Origin of the sequence: Campylobacter concisus, from assembly GCF_003049735.1 — a bacterium.
Lineage (GTDB): Bacteria > Campylobacterota > Campylobacteria > Campylobacterales > Campylobacteraceae > Campylobacter_A > Campylobacter_A concisus_AN.
This window is the reverse complement of sequence record NZ_PIRM01000004.1, coordinates 1-16,944: the sequence shown is the minus strand read 5'-3', so window position 1 is coordinate 16,944 and position 16,944 is coordinate 1. Positions and strand designations below refer to the sequence as shown.

The window sequence follows — 16,944 nt, the reverse complement described above, 5'->3', positions numbered from 1 at the left end:
ATGATAGATCCAAAATCCATAGAAAAACTCAAAAATCAAATCGATATCGTTGACATTATAGAGCACTATTTGCCAGTTAAAAAAATGGGTGCAAACTACAAATGCGTCTGCCCATTTCACGATGATAGAAATCCTAGCATGAGCATAAGTCAAAGCAAACAAATTTTTCACTGTTTTGCTTGCAAGGCCGGTGGAGATGCGATCAAATTTGTAATGGATTATGAGAAATTAACCTATCCAGAAGCTATCGAAAGAATAGCTAGCCTTGTAAATTTTAGCCTCGAATACACAAGCGACAAAGCCCCAACACAAAAAGAAAATAAACATATTTTAGAAAAGGCAAATGCCTTTTATAGGAGCGAATTTTTCAAGCATGAATCCGCTGTGAGATATATCTATTCTCGTGGCATAAATGATGCAATGATCGAGAAATTTGAGCTTGGCTGGGCTGGGGATAGTGCTAGTACTATCAGGCTTTTACAAAATGAAAATATCGAGCCAAAAGAGGCACTTGAGGTCGGTATCGTAAAGCAAAACGAGAAGGGAATTTATGCTAGTTTTATCGAGCGTATCACATTTCCAATATATGCGCACACGGCAAAATTAGTTGGCTTTGGCGGTAGAACGATCTCAGATCATCCTGCAAAATATGTAAATTCTCCACAAAGCATAGTTTTTGACAAGTCAAAGCTACTTTACGGCTATCATTTAGCTAGACAAAGCATTTTTGAAAAAAAGCAGATTATCATCACAGAGGGATATTTAGATGTTATCATGCTGCACTTTGCTGGCTTTACAAACGCCGTTGCCGTGCTTGGGACTGCGCTTACGACTAATCACTTGCCACTTTTAAAAAGAGGAGAGATAAGCGTAGTACTTTGTTTTGATGGTGACTCGGCTGGTATAAATGCCGCTATAAAATCATCTCGTCTTTTAGTGCAAAACGAAATAGATGGAAGCGTTGTAATCATAAAAGATGGTGCAGACCCTGCGGATATGGTCTTTGCAGGTAGAAGCGACGAGCTAAAAGAGATGTTTGGCTCTGGGACTGAGCTTGGCGAGTTTTATATCGAGCAAATTGTAAAAAAATATGATATTACGCGCCCAGTGCAAAAGCAAAAATGTTTAGAAGAGATAATGGAATTTACAAATTCTCTAAAGCCAATAATTGCAAAAAGCTACGAATCGCTGGTCTCAAATTTACTCAAAATAGAGCTAAATACTTTTAGTCTTCACGGACAAAGATATATAAATAGACAAGATCAAAATTTTACAAATGCTGCAACAAATAAACAAGTGGCTCAAAAAAAAGATAAAACCGATATTTTGGAATTTAGCGTTTTAAAGAGCATGCTTGCAAATAAAAATTACGAAACTATCGTTTTAAACGAGCTTGAGGAGAAATTTTTCTTGCATCATAAAGATTATTTTCAAGCTGTTTTATTGCCAAATATTGAAGATAACGCGGTGCTTGTTAGAGAAATTTATGTTGATGAAAGCTCAAACGTAGCTTCTAGTGAAGATAGCCTTAAAGAGGCCATTTTAAAGCTAAAGCTAAAATACTATGAGAAGTTTCGCGAAGATACTAGAAAATCACAAAAACCAAATAAAATCGAAATAATGCAAAAAATTTCAGAGATTATTAAAGGCTTACACAACAAGCTACAAAAAAATTAGATTTCAAAATTTAACACTTATTCAGCTTTAAATCATAAAACTAAATGTAAAATGTTCAAAGTAATAAATGTTTTTAAGATTAGTTTTATTTTTAAGGATTTATTATGATAAATTTTAAAAGATTTGAGGCGAATTTTAATGCTATAAGCAGATTTGGAGCATTAAAAGGTGGAGGGCTAACAAGGCTTGCATTTAGCAAAGAAGACTTGGAAGCTAGAAATTTTCTTATAAATTTAATAGAAGAAAATGGCTTTAAGCTTAAAATTGACAATGTCGGTAACATATATGCCATATATGATGATGGCTGTGAGCCAGGTGAAAAGCCGGTTTGCGTAGGCTCTCATATCGACAGTGTGCCAAATGGTGGCTTTTATGATGGCACGCTTGGCGTTATGGCTGGACTTGAAGCATTAACCTCGATAAAAGAAGCTGGCATTAAACTAAAGCGTCCGCTTTGGCTGATAAATTTTTGCTGTGAAGAGTCGAGTCGTTTCAAGACAGCGACCATTGGTAGCAAGATAATAAGCGGCAAACTTGGCCTACAAAGGCTTCATGAGCTAAAAGACGAAGATGGCATTTCGCTCTTTGAAGCGATGAGTAAATTTGGACTTGAACCACAAAATTTAAACGATTCTATTTTAAAAGAACACTCACTTCATTCATATTTAGAACTTCACATTGAACAAGGTCCAGTGCTTGAGCGAAGTGGTATAAGCGTTGGTGTAGTAAGCGGTATCGCCGCTCCTATAAGATTTGAAATTATTATTCATGGTAAGGCAGATCACAGCGGTGCAACTCCGATGAATATGCGTAGTGACGCGCTGCTGGCTGCTTCACACATCATAATCGCAGCCAATAAATTTGCTAAAAACAAAAAAACAGCTGTGGCTACTGTTGGTTACGCACATGCAAAGCCAGGCGTTTTAAATGTCGTGCCAGGCGAGGCAAGGCTTGGAGTTGATCTAAGAGATATTGATAAGACAAGCTTAGAAGAGCTAAATTTAGAGCTTAGAAATTTTATAAAAGAGCTAAGTGGTGAGCTAAATTTTAGTTATGAGATAAGAGAACTAAGCAGTGACGAGCCAGTAAAACTAAGCGAGCATGCTATAAATTTACTAAGCGAAGAGGCTGCTAAACTTGGCATAAAAACGCTTACTTTACCAAGCGGAGCTGGACACGATGCGATGAACCTAACAAAACTTGCAAGTAGCGTTGGCATGCTTTTTATACCTTGCGTTGGTGGCATCAGTCACAATATAGCAGAAGCTATAAATTTTGATGATGCTTTCAAAGCTACACAAATTTTAACAAATGCACTAATTAAACTATCAAATGAATAAGGAGAAACCTATGGACAAGATAGCAAATTTGGCTCTTTCTTTAAAAGATGAGCTGATCAAGGATCGCAGGTATTTTCACTCGCATCCAGAGACTGGTTGGTTTACATTTTTTACAACAGCCGTACTAGCAAAGAGGCTTAGTGATCTTGGTTATGAAATAAGCCTTGGTGACAAGGTGGTTAAAGCCGATGCAAGGCTTGGCCTTGGCTCAAAAGAGCAATGCGAAAAAGCAATAGAAAGAGCCAAAAAACTCCTAAGTCCTGAAGAAGCAAAATATCTTCCTTATATGAAAGATGGCTTAACAGGCCTAACTGCCTTTATAGATACAAAAAGACCTGGTAAATTTACAGCATTTAGATTTGACATTGATAGTGTTGATGTGACAGAGAGCGACGAGCCTACTCACAGACCTTATAAAGAGGGTTTTGGCGCAGATATCGCTGGTATCACGCATGCTTGTGGGCATGATGGTCATATATCTATAGGCCTTGGTGTGGCAAAACTTATAGCTGAAAATTTAGATGAGTTTAACGGCAAATTTAAATTTATCTTCCAAACAGCAGAAGAGGGCACAAGAGGAGCTGTGGCTATGGAAGCTGCTGGTGTGCTTGATGGTATAGAGTACCTACTTGGCGGTCATATCGGCTTTCAAGCAAAAACCAATAGAGGCATCATCTGCGGAACAAATAAGCTACTTGCAACTTCAAAATTTGACGTACATATCACTGGTCGTTCAGCTCACGCAGCAGGTGCACCACAAGATGGTGCAAATGCCCTTTTAGCTGCATCTCAAATGGCACTAAGCATGCATGGTATTACAAGACATGCAAAAGGCGTGACTAGGATAAACGTAGGCGTTTTAAAAGCAGGTGAAGGCAGAAACGTCATCGCACCAAATGGCTATCTAGCTTGCGAAACAAGGGGTGAAGATACAAATTTAAATGATTTTATGTATGAAAAATGCATGGATATCGTTAAAGGCGTGAGTGAAATTTATGGAGTAGAGAGTAAAGTCGTAAAAACTGGCGGTACAAACGGAGCCAATAGCGACAAAGAAGTAACTGAAATTTTCTATGAAGCAGCAAAGCAAAGTCCATTTATAGATGATGACAAGATCGTAAAAGAGCTTGATTTTGGTGCTTGTGAAGATTTTGCTCATTTTATGAGAGCTTTGCAAGATAGGGGCGCAAAGAGTGGCTATATGATGATAGGAACAAATTTAAAAGCAGGCCATCACAACTGTAAATTTGACTTTGATGAGGAGTGTTTGGTGGCTGGGGTTGATGTCTATCTAAGATCTGCTTACAAACTAAATGGAGTAAAAAAATGAAAAATGCTTTACTAATCAGTGCTTCAAGCTATCAAGATACTGGCTATTTAAGGCACTGCAAAAACTGGGTTAAGGACTTTTTGGGTGAGAGCGGTAAGGAGGAAATTTTATTTATCCCTTACGCTGGAGTTAGGCGAACAAATGACGAGTATGAGCAAAAAGTAATTGATAGATTAAAAAATAGCAATATAAAATCAATCCACCACTACGAGGATAAAATTTCAGCTATCAAAAATGCTAGCAGTATCGCAGTTGGCGGAGGAAATACCTTTATGCTTCTTTACACGCTTTATAAGCTAAATTTGATTGAGCCTATAAAAGAAGCTGTGGCAAATGGCGCAAAATACTTTGGCTGGTCAGCTGGTGCAAACATCGCTGGTAAGACGATGATGACGACAAATGATATGCCTATCATCATGCCAAAGTCCTTTGATAGTCTAAATATCTTCCCTTATCAAATAAACCCGCACTTCATAAGTGGCAAGCTAGCAGGCCATAACGGCGAGAGCAGGGAGGAGAGGTTGGAGGAATTTTTAATAGCTAATCCAAAAGAGACCATTTACGCACTGCCTGAAGGCACGGCTCTGCTTATAGCGGACAACGAGGCTGAGGTCATAGGACACAGTGAAATTTTAAAATTTGAGTATCAAAAAGAGATAGAAAAAATAGAAGTTGGAACTAAATTTAAAATCTAAGCAAGGAGAGAGGTATGGAAACATTTAAGCTAATTGCTGCCATTCTTGGCATCGCAGCTGTTGTAGCACTTCTAATCTTAAAAAAAGAGACAAGAACGGTGCTAATAGGTGTTGGTTTGGTGCTTTGTATAATTGCGCTAAAACCGATGGGGGCACTAAGTGCTTTTACTGACTATATGACTAAAGCAGGGCTTATAAAGGCGATTTGTGCTAGTATGGGTTTTGCTTTTGTTATGAAATATACAATGTGCGATAAACACCTTGTTGCGCTTCTTACAAAGCCACTTAAAAATGTGGGTTTTATACTAATCCCTGCAACAACCGTGCTAACTTATTTTATAAATATCGCTATCCCTTCAGCTGCAGGATGTTCCGCTGCTGTTGGTGCGACACTTATACCGCTTCTAATGGCTTCAGGTATCCGCCCAGCTATGGCTGGTGCTGCTGTTTTTGCAGGGACATTTGGTGGAGTCTTAAGCCCAGGATCGGCTCACAACGTCTATGTGGCTGATCTTGTTAAAAAGACAGTTGAGGGCTACACAGTTCAAGATGTCATAAAAGTGCAAATTCCAAGTGCATTTACTGCTCTTGTTATCGTAGTGATCGCATTAGTTATTGTTGCAATACTGCTTAAAGACTATCAAAAAAATACAAATTTCACTCTTGAAAGTAGTGCTGCTAGCGAAGAGAAGCCGCTATTTAAAGTAAATTTTATCTACGCCATTATGCCTCTAGTTCCACTTGTTATCTTGGTTATTGGCGGAACAAGCCTTGCAAAAGATTATAGCTTTCTTGCATGGACAAAGATGGGCGTTGCTGAGGCGATGATACTAGGTGCCATCATAGCTATCTTTGCTACGCTTACAAATCCGCAGAAGATCACAAAAGAATTTTTTAACGGAATGGGCCACGCTTATGCTGATGTTATGGGTATCATCATCGCAGCTGGTGTCTTTGTCGCTGGTTTAAAGGCATGTGGAGCCGTTGATGTGGTCATCGCATGGCTAAAAACAGATCAAAGTTACGTTAAATTTGGCGGAACATTTGTGCCATTTATCATGGGTATAGTTACAGGTTCAGGCGACGCCGCTACATTTGCATTTAACGAAGCTGTCACAACAAATGCCGCTGCACTTGGCTTTGAACAAGATAAGCTTGGTATGGCTGCAGCTATTGCTGGTGCTTTAGGTAGATCGGCTTCCCCGATTGCCGGTGCTGCTATCGTTTGTGCAGGCATTGCGATGGTTAGTCCAGTTGAAATCGCTAAAAGAACATTTTTAGGTATGTTTATCTCTGTTGTAGCGATTGCATTTTTTGTCATCTAAAAGGATGAAAAATGGATATCGTAGAGAGATTTTTAAACTACACAAAATTTAACACCACAACAAATAAAGAAAATGGGTTAAAAGGTGTCATGCCTTCTAATCCAACCGAGTACGAGCTGGCTAAGTTTTTAAAAGAAGAGCTTAGCTCGCTAGGCATAAAAGATATCATCTTGCAAGACAATGCTATCTTGATAGCAAAAATTCCTGCAAACTGCGAAAATGCTCCAAGTATCGCCTTCTTTGGGCACTTAGATACAAGTAGTGAGCAAAAAAATGATACCAAAGCTAAAATCGTAAAATACACAGGCGGCGACATCTGCCTAAACGAAGAGCAGGGAATTTATCTAAAATTTAGCGACAATCCAGAGCTTAAAAAATACGTTGGTGACGACATAGTCGTGACTGATGGCACTAGTCTGCTTGGGGCTGATGATAAGGCTGCGATCGCAAGCATCGTAAATATGGCTAGCTATTTCATGCAAAATCCTGATGTAAAGCACGGCAAGATCGTGATCTGCTTCGTGCCTGATGAAGAGCAGGGCTTGCTTGGTGCAAAAGCACTTGATGTAAATTTGCTGGGAGCTGATTTTGGCTACTGCCTAGACTGCTGCGAGATAGGCGAGCTAATATATGAAAACTGGAACGCGGCTGACTGCACAATGGTCTTTAAAGGCGTTTCGGCTCATCCGATGAATGCAAAGGGCAAGCTTGTAAATTCGCTACTTCTTGCGCATAAATTTATCTCACTTTTGCCAGGTGGAGAAGTGCCAGAGTGCACCGAGGGCAAAGAGGGCTATTTCTGGGTAAAAGAGCTTAATGGAAACAGCGCAAAAACAACTCTTAAGATCGACATAAGAGAATTTGATGAGGTGAAATTTAAAAAAAGGCTTGAGCTTTTAAGTGATATGGCAAATTCTTTTAATAAAATTTATGGTGAGTGCTGTGAGATTACGCTAAAAACACGCTATGAAAACGTCTTTAAATTTTTAAAAGACGAAAATTCACTTCCGATAAAACTAGCAAAAGATGCCTTTAGCGAGCTAAATATCACGCCAAATATAAAGCCGATGCGTGGTGGATATGACGGCGCTGTGATATCCGCAAAAGGTGTGCCAACGCTAAATTTATTCACAGGGGCAAATAACTTTCACTCTATCTACGAGTATTTGCCAGTTAGCAGCCTAAAAGCCGCAAGCGAAGTGATTAAAAAAATCGTAATTAACGCTGCTAAATAAACTTCATAAAAGCCTAGATTTAGTAAATTTAGGCTTTAAATTTTACTTTCAGGATAAAAATGAAGGCTTTAGCTTTGTTTAGCGGAGGGCTTGATAGCATGCTCTCAATTAAATTAATAAGCGATCAAAACATCGAAGTGGTCGCACTTTATATGGATACTGGATTTGGTGTAGATGAAGAAAAACATGAAATTTTAAGACGCCGTGCAGCTTTGGCTGGGGCTAGCTTAAAAGTGGTTGATATGAGAAATGAGTATCTTCGTGATGTGCTTTTTAACCCAAAATACGGCTACGGCAAGCAGTTTAACCCATGTATCGACTGCCACGGATACATGTTTAAAACAGCTCTAAATATGCTAAAAAGTGAAAATGCAAATTTTATCATCACAGGCGAAGTTTTGGGTCAAAGGCCGATGAGTCAGCGAAGAGATGCACTCTTTCAAGTTAAGCGCCTAGCTGATGATGAGGATGATCTAGTGCTTCGTCCGATGTGCGCTAAACTCTTGCCGCCAACTAAGCCAGAGCGTGAGGGTTGGATCGATAGAGAGAAGCTGCTTGATATAAGCGGGCGCGATAGAAAGCCGCAGCTTGCTTTGGCAAAGGAATTTGGCTTTGAGGACTTTGCAACGCCTGGAGGTGGGTGTTTGCTAACGATCGAGAGCTTTGCTGTGAAGATAAAGGATTATCTAAATTTTGATAAAGAGATGCGAGATATCGATGTGATGTGGCTAAAGCTTGGTAGGCATCTACGCTTGCCAGATGGTGCAAAAATGATAATAGGACGTGACGAGAGTGATAATAACGCACTTTTAGCACATCCAAACGATAAATTTGATCAAGTAAAATTTAAAGAGAGTGATGACATAGTAGGAGCTGTTAGTTTTATAAGTAAAAATGCTAGTAAAGCTGACAAAGAGCTGGCCGCAAGGCTTGCGCTTGCTTATACAAAAGCTAATAAAGAAAATAAATTTGAAGTTAGTATCGCTGGAGAGAAATTTAGTATCACACCTGAGGATAAATCTCTAGCTCAAAATTATTTCGTAAAATAGACGTTTTATTAATTCTTGGTGCTTTTACTTTGTGTTTGTAGATAAAGATAGTTTTTATCTACAAATAAGTTTAAAAATTATATAATCCGAAACTTATTTTAAAGTGTCACGGTAGCTCAGCTGGTTAGAGCGCTGGTCTCATAAGCCGGAGGTCGGGAGTTCAAGTCTCCCCCGTGACACCATAAATACCTAAACTACGATGTTTCTACAATATTATATTGCAGTCACCTTTCATGAAATATAGCTTAATGTTTGTAGCAAAATAAAATTTTATGTAGCAAATTCTTAAGCTTGCAGTAATTTTAACACGTTTTTTGTAAAATTTTACCAAGACACCAAAAGTCATGCGAGCTTGTGTGGAAATTATAAAAAACCAACTCGTTATATCTATTATTTAAGTAAATATTAAAAATAAATTTTAATATTAAAAAAAATATTTATTTTATTTTAAGTTACTAAGAAACCATTTTTCCTTCTTGACACACTCATAAAATAATATCATCTATCAATATACAAGCATCAAGTAATTTTTTTCATAGTATGTATGATAATACTTACTTAGCAAACTCATTTGAGTTTGCTGTAAGGTCTTGGCAGACGGCCAATATTTTTCTTTGGCCGAGCAAAAGAAAAATATGAAAACTTAGACTAAACTTTATCTACCAAAAAATGATTTTCGTAAATAAAAGGTCTAAGTTTTTTAATAGAAAACTTTTAACGATCATTCGTTAAAAGCTTATAAATGCTTCCGATTTGCAAGCATAGGCGGCGTACAATATACGCTTTGGTAAGCACTGCCAATTTGAGCATATTTTTATATGTGGTCATCACTAGAAATATTATCTTAACAGGCTTTTGAGCGCCGTTCGCGGCAAATTTACGGGCAAATCTCGTAAAAATTAATAATAATATTTTCTATTTTTCATCAAATTTTTTGGTGCCGTGCCGTAATAATCGCAAAAAAGCTTGCTGAAGTGGCTTTGATTTTTAAAGCCCGTCGCAACCGAAATTTCAGCGATATTTAGCTCCGAGCCTTGCAGCATCGCCAGCGCTCGTTTCATTCGCTCTTCGCGCAAAAATTCGTAAGGAGTTTGCCCGAACAAACTTTTAAAGCCGACTTTAAGTTTAAATTCGTTCAGCCGCACCTGTTTTGAGAGCTCTTTTATAGACGGCGGATTTTTGATATCCATGCTTAAAATTTGCCTGGCTTTTTGTAGCGCGTTTTTGTCCGCTTCGTCTAGTATAACATGCTTATTTGGGCATTTTAGGCGGCTGAATTCGTTATAAATAAGCTCTAAAATTTTACTTTCTAAAAGCAGTCTTTCAAGCGGCTCGTCGGCGTTTAACGATAAAATTTGGTTTAATAAAATTTTATTTACGGCGCAGGTGTCGTTTTGCGAGACGAGTTTGTTTGCGCCAAGCTCGATAAGATCACCGAAATTTGAGCTCATAAACGAGTTTTCTAGGAATAAATTTATTCCTGCGTGCGCGCCGCCGTAAATCTCTTGATCCGAGCTTGGTAGATCGACCGAGCTGATCGTTGATAGTCCGCTTTTGTATTCGATTTTACCATTCGCCGAGCTTAGTCTGATGCCTCCTTGTAGGGTGAAATTTATAAAGCAACCCCGCAAAGCGTGAAAATCGCCGACTATTTTGGTGTCGTCTTTGGCGTCCATTTTTATCGCGCCGAAGGCTATTTCATCGCTTAGCGCGATATTTTTGGCGCGGATTTTGACACCAAGACCAGCCAAAACCCCGTCTTCGCTGCTCTTAAATTTATCCATAAAAACGTCTGCGGATACCGTGCGCAAATTTTTCCTTTAAATATAAAAATAAATCCGTCATTTGTAAATTTCTGGTTGATAATAAATCTCAAAACTATTATACTATCCTTAAAGTAAAGAAATTATAAAAGGAGTCTAAAGTGAGAAAAATTTTGTTTTTAAGCGCGGTTGCGGCGCTAGCGATAGCAGCTCCCGACGTGAGGCTGGACGGGGTCATCGTATCGGCTCAAAAAATCGATGAAAACGCTAGCGAACTGGCAGCTACGGTGAGCGTGCTGGACGAAAAAGAGTTGCGGCTTAGAGAAGTAAAAGATCTAAACGGGCTTAGGAGCGCATCGTCAAATTTATCGTTTTTGCAAGGCGGAGGTATTTCGCTTTTTATCATGCGCGGCGTTACGAGCGATTACGCATTTGATAGCCCAAACGTCGGGCTCTATCTTGACGGCGTGAGCTATCTTGGCACTTACGGTAACTACGTATTTTTAGAGGATATCGAGCGCATCGAGATCCTAAAAGGGCCTCAAAGCGCGCTTTACGGCAAAAATGCTTACGCCGGCGTGATAAATGCGGTCTCCAAAGCCCCGACAAACGAACCGCAAGCTAAGATCGGGCTAAAACTGGGCAAAGATAGTCTGCGAGGCATTAGCTTTAGTGCAGGCGGAGCAATAGTAAAGGATAAATTTCTGGCTAGTTTTACAGGTTTTAGCGAAAAGAAAAACGGTTTTATGTATAACGAAAATTTAAACAAAAGCGACGACTACAAAGATGCCCTTTACGGCAAAATTTATTTTAGATTTTTGCCTACGGATGAGCTTACGGTAGATCTTATTCAAAATCATTACAAGATAGCTAACGGTGCGCAAAGATCAAATCTGCCTAACGCGACCGATAGAACGCGTTATGCTAACGGCATAGAAGGCAAGGAAAATGCCAAAAACTACGAAGCATCGCTCAAAGCCGAATATAGATTTAGTGATTACGCGCTCACTTCGCTTACGACTTTTAGGGATTATAAAAACGACAGTAGTTACGACGGTGATCATCGCCCCGCGTCCTTGTTGGATGTGTATTACAAAGAGGATAGAAATGATTTTACGCAGGAGTTTAGATTTAGCGCCGATAACGCGTATGGCAAATTCGTCCTAGGTGCTGCGGCGGGCGCTACGCAAAGAGACGTGCGAAGTAGCGTAAATAGCGTGATGTTCGGCGGTATTCGCTCGCTGCAAAATAACAAAACCAGAAGTAAAAACTACGGCGTTTTTACGCATAATGAAATTTATCTACCGCTTGATTTTTCGGTTATTTTGGGAGCTAGATTCGACAAAGATAGGGTCAAATTTCAAAACCGCATGAGGGGTGAAAATTTAAGCGATTCATATAGCGCGCTATCGCCTAAGATTGGGCTAAAGTATGCTATAAACGACGAGGTTACGGCGTATGTGAGCGTATCTAAGGGTTATAAGCCGGGCGGTTTTTGGGCCGCCTCGCCTACGTCTAAAAAATGGTACGATAAAGAGACTATGACTAGCTACGAAGTCGGCGTAAAAGGGGCTTGGGAGCGGTTTGAACTAGGCGCCGCCGTTTTTCGCGCCGATATCAAAAACAAGCAAGTAGTAAGCGTCATCGTAGCGCCTAATATCACGGTGGCAGAGAACGCCGGCAAGGCTCGCTCTCAGGGCTTTGAGTTTGACGCCGCAACGCTTTTAACGGATGGATTAAAGCTTAGCGCAAATTTGGGATATGCAAAAAGCGTTTTTAAAGACTATAAAGACGCACAGGGCGATTATAGCGGTAAATACGTATATTACGCGCCAAGGCTAACTTATGGCGCAGGGCTTTCGTATGAGGCTCCAAGCGGATTTTACGCGGCGGCATTTTTGCGAGGACAGAGCAAATTTTATACCGACAAGGCCAATGTCGTAGAAAATGCGGGCTACGCGACCGTCGATGCAAAAGTAGGCTTTAATCACAAAAATACCAACGTTTATATTTACGCTAATAATCTTTTCGACAAAGATCACGACGTAAAATACGCCACGATGCACTACCTGTCCGACCCTCGCGAGATCGGCGTAAAATTCGAGTATAAATTTTAAGGAAAAAGATGAAAAATTTTAAATTTAAAAGCGGCGAAAATCTAAGCTACGAGGACTTAGGTAGCGATTTTAAGGATGTTTTGGTTTATCACCATCCGCTGATGATTTTTCCGCAAAATACCTTGATAAATTTCTGCGAGAAAAATCAAATAAGGCTCGTTTTAATATACAGAAGCGGGCATTTTGACAGCTCGCTTTTTAGCGCGGACGATAGTTTTTTAAAATTAGCCTTACGCTCAAAAGAGCTTTTCAAAGCCTTAAATCTAAGCGAATTTAGCGTGCTAGGCGAGTCGGTGGGCGCGGCTTATGCCTACGCTACGGCAGTAGCTTGCGGCGAAGAGGCGAAAAAGGTATTTATACTAAGCGGATTTAACGCCCCGCCCGAGCTTTTGACAAGCTACTCCGACTATGTGCACATAAAGGAAATTTACGATTTCGCTTTGCGTAATACTCCTGAAAATACGGCGCAAATGGCGTGGGAAAAATACGGCTCGCAGGCTAAGGGTGCGCTAAAAGAAGCGATAAAAGCTCAGCTTAACGGCATCGGTTTTGACCTTTGGCTTCAAGCCAGACCGTGGGGATTTGAGCTAAAAGACGTCTCGCAAAGCGTGCTTATGTATCACTCCAGAGCCGACGAGGAAGTGCCTTTTGCCGTCGCTTTGCAAGTGTCGAGGATGCTGCCAAACTGCGAACTAATCGCCGCCCAGGATACGCCTCATCATAGCGCAAAGGCGCTTTTGGATTTTTTAAAGATCATCAAAGAGCGGTTGTAAATTTAGCTTTTGCGTAAATTTTACGAGCCAAATTTGCGCGTTTTTAAGCGTAAATTTAAGCTCGTTTTGCGGTTTTTCTGTTGCGGGTAGGTTTGCTTGATTCGGGATAAATTTACCGCCTTTTTTGCGCTAGAGACTTAAATTCGGCCTTGCGTTCGGGTTAAATTGCATGCGTTTAATCCGCATTGCCGACGCGGGCTAAATCTGCAAAGCGATTTGCAAAACTCCGCGGAATAAAATTTACGCCGTTTTTGTACTGGACGGCGACTTAAATCCCGCAAAATAGCAATCCGCTAGATAAATTTATAAATCTTTATAAAATAAATTAGGCTCAAAACGCAAAACGCCGCCGCGCCCAGCACGACTGCTCCGTAACCCAACGTCCCCGCCAAAAACGTTCCGAGATAAAAAGAAAATATCTGAAATGTCATATTTAGGCTGCTTTGCACGGCGTATTCGCTAGCGGGTCGCCGTCCCGAGGCACGTTGCATCATCATCGTGGAGATTATCGTCGCTTGCGCCATATATACCGCATACGCCGCGCTCGAAGCAAAAAGTACCGACGCGCGGTCCGTCCAGCCGCCGATAGGTAACCAGATGGCCAGGATGCCTAGCGTCTGCATCGCTACGGCGTATAAAAAGGCTCTTTTAGCGCCTAGCTTTTTTACCGCAAAGCCCGCCGCGAGCGCACCCGCGAAGCCAAATATCGTGCCGTATATGTGCAAGACCTCGCCGATATCTTCCAGCTTCCAGCCGATATCTACGAGCATCGGGCTAAGCAGTCCAAACGCCGCGCAGATACCGATAGATTGTACGAAAAGCACGCTAAGCCAAGCCTTTTTGCCCTTAAAAAAGCCAAACATCGCTCTAAAATCCAGCCCCTCGCCAGCGTTTACGCGCTCAGGCTCTTTAAAGAAAGCAAGGCTAAGCAAGGAAACCGCTATCAAAGACGTCAAGAATAAATTCGCCTCACTCCAGCCGAATTTTGCGTAGATTACGAGCGTTAGGCCGTTACCGGATACGTGCCCTATCAGTCCGCCGCTAAGCTTGAGTGCGTTTGTGAAGCTTAAATTCGAACTGTTTGAAATCTTAATAAAAAATGCGTTCGACGTCATCGTCCAGGTGGCCGAGATAAAGGCCAAAAGCACCGCTAAAGCGATTACAGCAGGTAAATCGTCGCGCGGATTTAGAAGCGAAACCGCATATAAAATCGCCAAAGTAAGGCACTGAAAGGCTAGGATAATCTTTTTGTAACCGCCTATTTTTAGTGCTATAGCGTCGATAAACGGCGACCACAAAAAAGCCAAAACCGCGAAAAGTCCAAGCCCTCTAAGCGCGCCGACGCGCTCTAAACTAAAACCGTCTTGACGCAGGATGCTAACGAGCCCCTCGCCGAAAAATCCGATGCAAATAAACTGCGCGATGCAAAGGCTAAGCACAGTTAGCGACCTGTAAAGCAAATTTATCCTTTAATTTTTTAGTTAGATTATATTTAAATGGATAGGTGTTATCAAGAATATTTTGACGTTTAGGGGATAAATTTTTATATTTTAAGAACTTTTGACAAAATTCGGTCGCATCACCAAAGTACAAAAAAGATCTAGACATACGCTCAGATTTGGTGTAACCAGCTCGCACATTATATAACTTGGTATATGTTGGCAAAAAAGAAGCTTATTAAATATGCTGACTAAAAATTTTGGTAACTTTATATTCGAAATCAAAAACCAATCCAACTAAAAGCCTATCCCTATACTATCTTTGCCGGCTATTTTGCTTTTTATTTCATTTTTTACCTCCGTAGGCTCATCATTCAACAGCTTATTAAAATTTGGTATTAAATTGCTTATTTTTGAGATAAAATTAATAACCTTCGTTTTAAAGCTTTCTAATATAGTTAACTTATCCTGTAAATTTTCTATCCTTTCGTCTTTAACTTTTACTTCTTCTTCTAGCTCAGATATTCTTTGAACTTTGCCATTTATAGAAGTTTGTAGTTTAACGATTTGTAGTAGCTTGCTTTCATTGTCTTCCTTTAAGGCATTCTCGTTACTTAACGACGCCTCCAGCTCTTCGTTTCTTTGTTTCAAAGACTGATTTGTTTTTTCTTTGCTTTCTAGATCTGCATTAGCTTTTTTAAGCCTACTTTGCAATATATCGCTTTGATCAGCTTTTTGCTTTAGAATATCTATTTGGGCTTTATCGGCTTTGAAGATGTTTAATTCATCTTGCAAGTTTTTGTTTTCATTTTCTTTTTGATTTAGCTTGGATGAAAGGTTATTTATTTGTAAGGCTTGGTCTCTTATAGCTTCATTTTGATTATTTAGAGTTGCATTAGTCTCTTTTAGTTTTTCATTTTCCTGCATCAGATCTTCATTTAACTGCTCTAACACTCTATTTCTTGCCAATACTTCACCCTTGTCTAGCAGTTGTTCTTTTAGCACTTCAATGTTTTGTTTTAACTCGGCATTAGTAACTATTTTTATCTTTTCTCTTGCTTGTTCTAGGACTAAATTTGTAAGAGCATCTAATAAAGCCTTTTTGTTGTCAACTTTTAACTTAAAATAATCAATTTTGTCACCAAAAAATTTGTTTACTATTTCTGAATGATCTATTATTTCTTTATCTATAAGCTTTCTAATGCTATTTTTTAACTCTTTTTCGCTCTTATACTCTCTTTCTGTTTGGTGCATTTGCTTTAAATTTTTATGTCTAAGCTTACTACCCTTTAGTCCACGATTTGCAATACCATCAAACGCTTCTGCACCCATTTCTTGTAGCCCTCCACCAAAGGCGCTAGTCTCTCGTTTGCCATCAAATCTAATGTTTTTATGTTCCCCAAATAGGTAGTTTGTAAAAATAAGCTGATAGTGCTTAGTTTTCTCATCATTATGCTCAGCTATAAGCAGGCACTTTACATTGTATTTCGCACAGTATAAATTTGCAAACCTTTGTACTCTATTTAGCGAAACTTTAGCATTTATAAAATTTACTTCGGTAGAATTTAGTCCCTCTTTTGGCTCTTTATCACGTTCAGTACCAAAGCTTATGACCACCTCGGAAAAACCGACCATATTATCTCGCCAATGATTTTTAACAACATTGCCATTTTTATATGTTTTTGTTTGGGACTCATAATCATCTTTCATCATCTTATGATATTGCATTATAAGTGACTTTATATACTTCTTGTCGTTAAAGTTTTTATCAGAGCTATTAATCTCCCGCATATTTCCATTGTTATTATATTCGCTTAGGACTATATACCTATTGCGTGTACTCTTGCCTCTAAGATATCCTATCTTGCTAGCATGTTTGGCCTCTCTTGTATTATGTTCATATCTTATAATGGCCTTTTTGGCTGTTAAGAATTCACTTCTAACACAAAGGTTTAGATTAGGCTCATCAACTTTAGGAGTACTCACCCTTCCCCTCCTTGATAAAAATTTACCTCTTCAACTAGATCCTTTAGAATTTTTGGAGTTACTGGCTCTCCATAAGTATTCATAGTGATCTTGTATTGTTGTTCATGCCCTACAAGGGCAGCTATATGTTCAACCCTCTGGCCACTTTGGATGAGCTTGTTTATAAAAGTGTGCCTAAATGAGTGAAATGTCCTTGTCTTATCATCATCTTTTAT

The 16,944-nt window shown here is 39.6% G+C and carries 12 protein-coding genes, 1 tRNA gene and 1 pseudogene; 10 read left to right on the top strand and 4 right to left on the bottom strand.

From position 1 onward, the window contains the following. The 8 genes from dnaG to CVS97_RS07040 all read left to right on the top strand — a co-directional run bounded on the left by dnaG (position 1) and on the right by CVS97_RS07040 (position 8,833). A complete protein-coding gene (gene dnaG, locus CVS97_RS07075) occupies positions 1-1,677 on the top strand; it encodes a DNA primase (protein WP_107785591.1) in 1,677 nt (558 codons plus the stop codon). 104 nt (positions 1,678-1,781) lie between these two features. Beyond that, positions 1,782-3,017, top strand: coding sequence for a M20 family metallo-hydrolase (locus CVS97_RS07070; RefSeq protein ID WP_107785590.1), 1,236 nt, complete (start codon positions 1,782-1,784; stop codon positions 3,015-3,017). A 10-nt stretch (positions 3,018-3,027) separates the two neighbouring features. Next, positions 3,028-4,347, top strand: coding sequence for an amidohydrolase (locus tag CVS97_RS07065; RefSeq protein WP_107785589.1), 1,320 nt, complete (start codon positions 3,028-3,030; stop codon positions 4,345-4,347). Further along, positions 4,344-5,042: a dipeptidase PepE gene (gene pepE, locus CVS97_RS07060; protein WP_107785588.1), complete on the top strand. Its 699-nt coding sequence runs from the start codon at positions 4,344-4,346 to the stop codon at positions 5,040-5,042. Before CVS97_RS07065 ends, pepE begins: the two co-directional genes overlap by 4 nt. A gap of 14 nt (positions 5,043-5,056) precedes the next feature. Further along, entirely contained in the window at positions 5,057-6,367 is a 1,311-nt protein-coding gene (gene dcuC / locus CVS97_RS07055) for a C4-dicarboxylate transporter DcuC (RefSeq protein WP_103577250.1), read from the top strand. Positions 6,368-6,378: 11 nt separating this feature from the next. After that, a complete protein-coding gene (gene pepT, locus CVS97_RS07050; protein ID WP_107785587.1) occupies positions 6,379-7,602 on the top strand; it encodes a peptidase T in 1,224 nt (407 codons plus the stop codon). 59 nt (positions 7,603-7,661) lie between these two features. Beyond that, positions 7,662-8,651, top strand: a complete 990-nt coding sequence (locus CVS97_RS07045) for an argininosuccinate synthase domain-containing protein (RefSeq protein ID WP_107785586.1) — start codon at positions 7,662-7,664, stop codon at positions 8,649-8,651. A 105-nt stretch (positions 8,652-8,756) separates the two neighbouring features. Further along, a tRNA-Met gene (locus CVS97_RS07040) sits at positions 8,757-8,833 on the top strand. A 717-nt stretch (positions 8,834-9,550) separates the two neighbouring features. Here the strand turns inward: CVS97_RS07040 and CVS97_RS07035 are convergent. Then, on the bottom strand, positions 9,551-10,462 hold the full coding sequence (locus CVS97_RS07035) for a helix-turn-helix domain-containing protein (protein WP_159070897.1): 912 nt from the start codon (positions 10,460-10,462) through the stop codon (positions 9,551-9,553). A gap of 113 nt (positions 10,463-10,575) precedes the next feature. Between CVS97_RS07035 and CVS97_RS07030 the strand changes: the two genes are divergently transcribed. Continuing rightward, positions 10,576-12,531 (top strand): TonB-dependent receptor, encoded by a 1,956-nt coding sequence (locus tag CVS97_RS07030; protein ID WP_107785584.1) that lies wholly within the window; start codon positions 10,576-10,578, stop codon positions 12,529-12,531. Positions 12,532-12,539: 8 nt separating this feature from the next. Beyond that, positions 12,540-13,304: an alpha/beta fold hydrolase gene (locus tag CVS97_RS07025; protein WP_107785583.1), complete on the top strand. Its 765-nt coding sequence runs from the start codon at positions 12,540-12,542 to the stop codon at positions 13,302-13,304. 293 nt (positions 13,305-13,597) lie between these two features. On the opposite strand, the gene CVS97_RS07020 is transcribed toward CVS97_RS07025, so the two are convergent. The 3 genes and pseudogenes from CVS97_RS07020 to CVS97_RS07010 all read right to left on the bottom strand — a co-directional run. Continuing rightward, positions 13,598-14,764: an MFS transporter gene (locus CVS97_RS07020; protein WP_159070896.1), complete on the bottom strand. Its 1,167-nt coding sequence runs from the start codon at positions 14,762-14,764 to the stop codon at positions 13,598-13,600. Positions 14,765-15,040: 276 nt separating this feature from the next. After that, the gene (locus tag CVS97_RS07015) at positions 15,041-16,729 is read right to left on the bottom strand and encodes a hypothetical protein (RefSeq protein WP_107785581.1); all 1,689 of its coding nucleotides are present in this window, start codon (positions 16,727-16,729) and stop codon (positions 15,041-15,043) included. Beyond that, positions 16,726-16,944: pseudogene (locus CVS97_RS07010) on the bottom strand (integrase); the annotation flags it as partial. The gene CVS97_RS07015 and the pseudogene CVS97_RS07010, both read right to left, overlap by 4 nt.

Excerpts from the sequence above, each read along its gene's own strand:
- dnaG (WP_107785591.1), top strand. The coding sequence starts at position 1 with ATGATAGATCCAAAATCCATAGAAAAACTCAAAAATCAAATCGATATC.
- CVS97_RS07070 (WP_107785590.1), top strand. The coding sequence starts at position 1,782 with ATGATAAATTTTAAAAGATTTGAGGCGAATTTTAATGCTATAAGCAGA.
- CVS97_RS07065 (WP_107785589.1), top strand. The coding sequence starts at position 3,028 with ATGGACAAGATAGCAAATTTGGCTCTTTCTTTAAAAGATGAGCTGATC.
- pepE (WP_107785588.1), top strand. The coding sequence starts at position 4,344 with ATGAAAAATGCTTTACTAATCAGTGCTTCAAGCTATCAAGATACTGGC.
- dcuC (WP_103577250.1), top strand. The coding sequence starts at position 5,057 with ATGGAAACATTTAAGCTAATTGCTGCCATTCTTGGCATCGCAGCTGTT.
- pepT (WP_107785587.1), top strand. The coding sequence starts at position 6,379 with ATGGATATCGTAGAGAGATTTTTAAACTACACAAAATTTAACACCACA.
- CVS97_RS07045 (WP_107785586.1), top strand. The coding sequence starts at position 7,662 with ATGAAGGCTTTAGCTTTGTTTAGCGGAGGGCTTGATAGCATGCTCTCA.
- CVS97_RS07025 (WP_107785583.1), top strand. The coding sequence starts at position 12,540 with ATGAAAAATTTTAAATTTAAAAGCGGCGAAAATCTAAGCTACGAGGAC.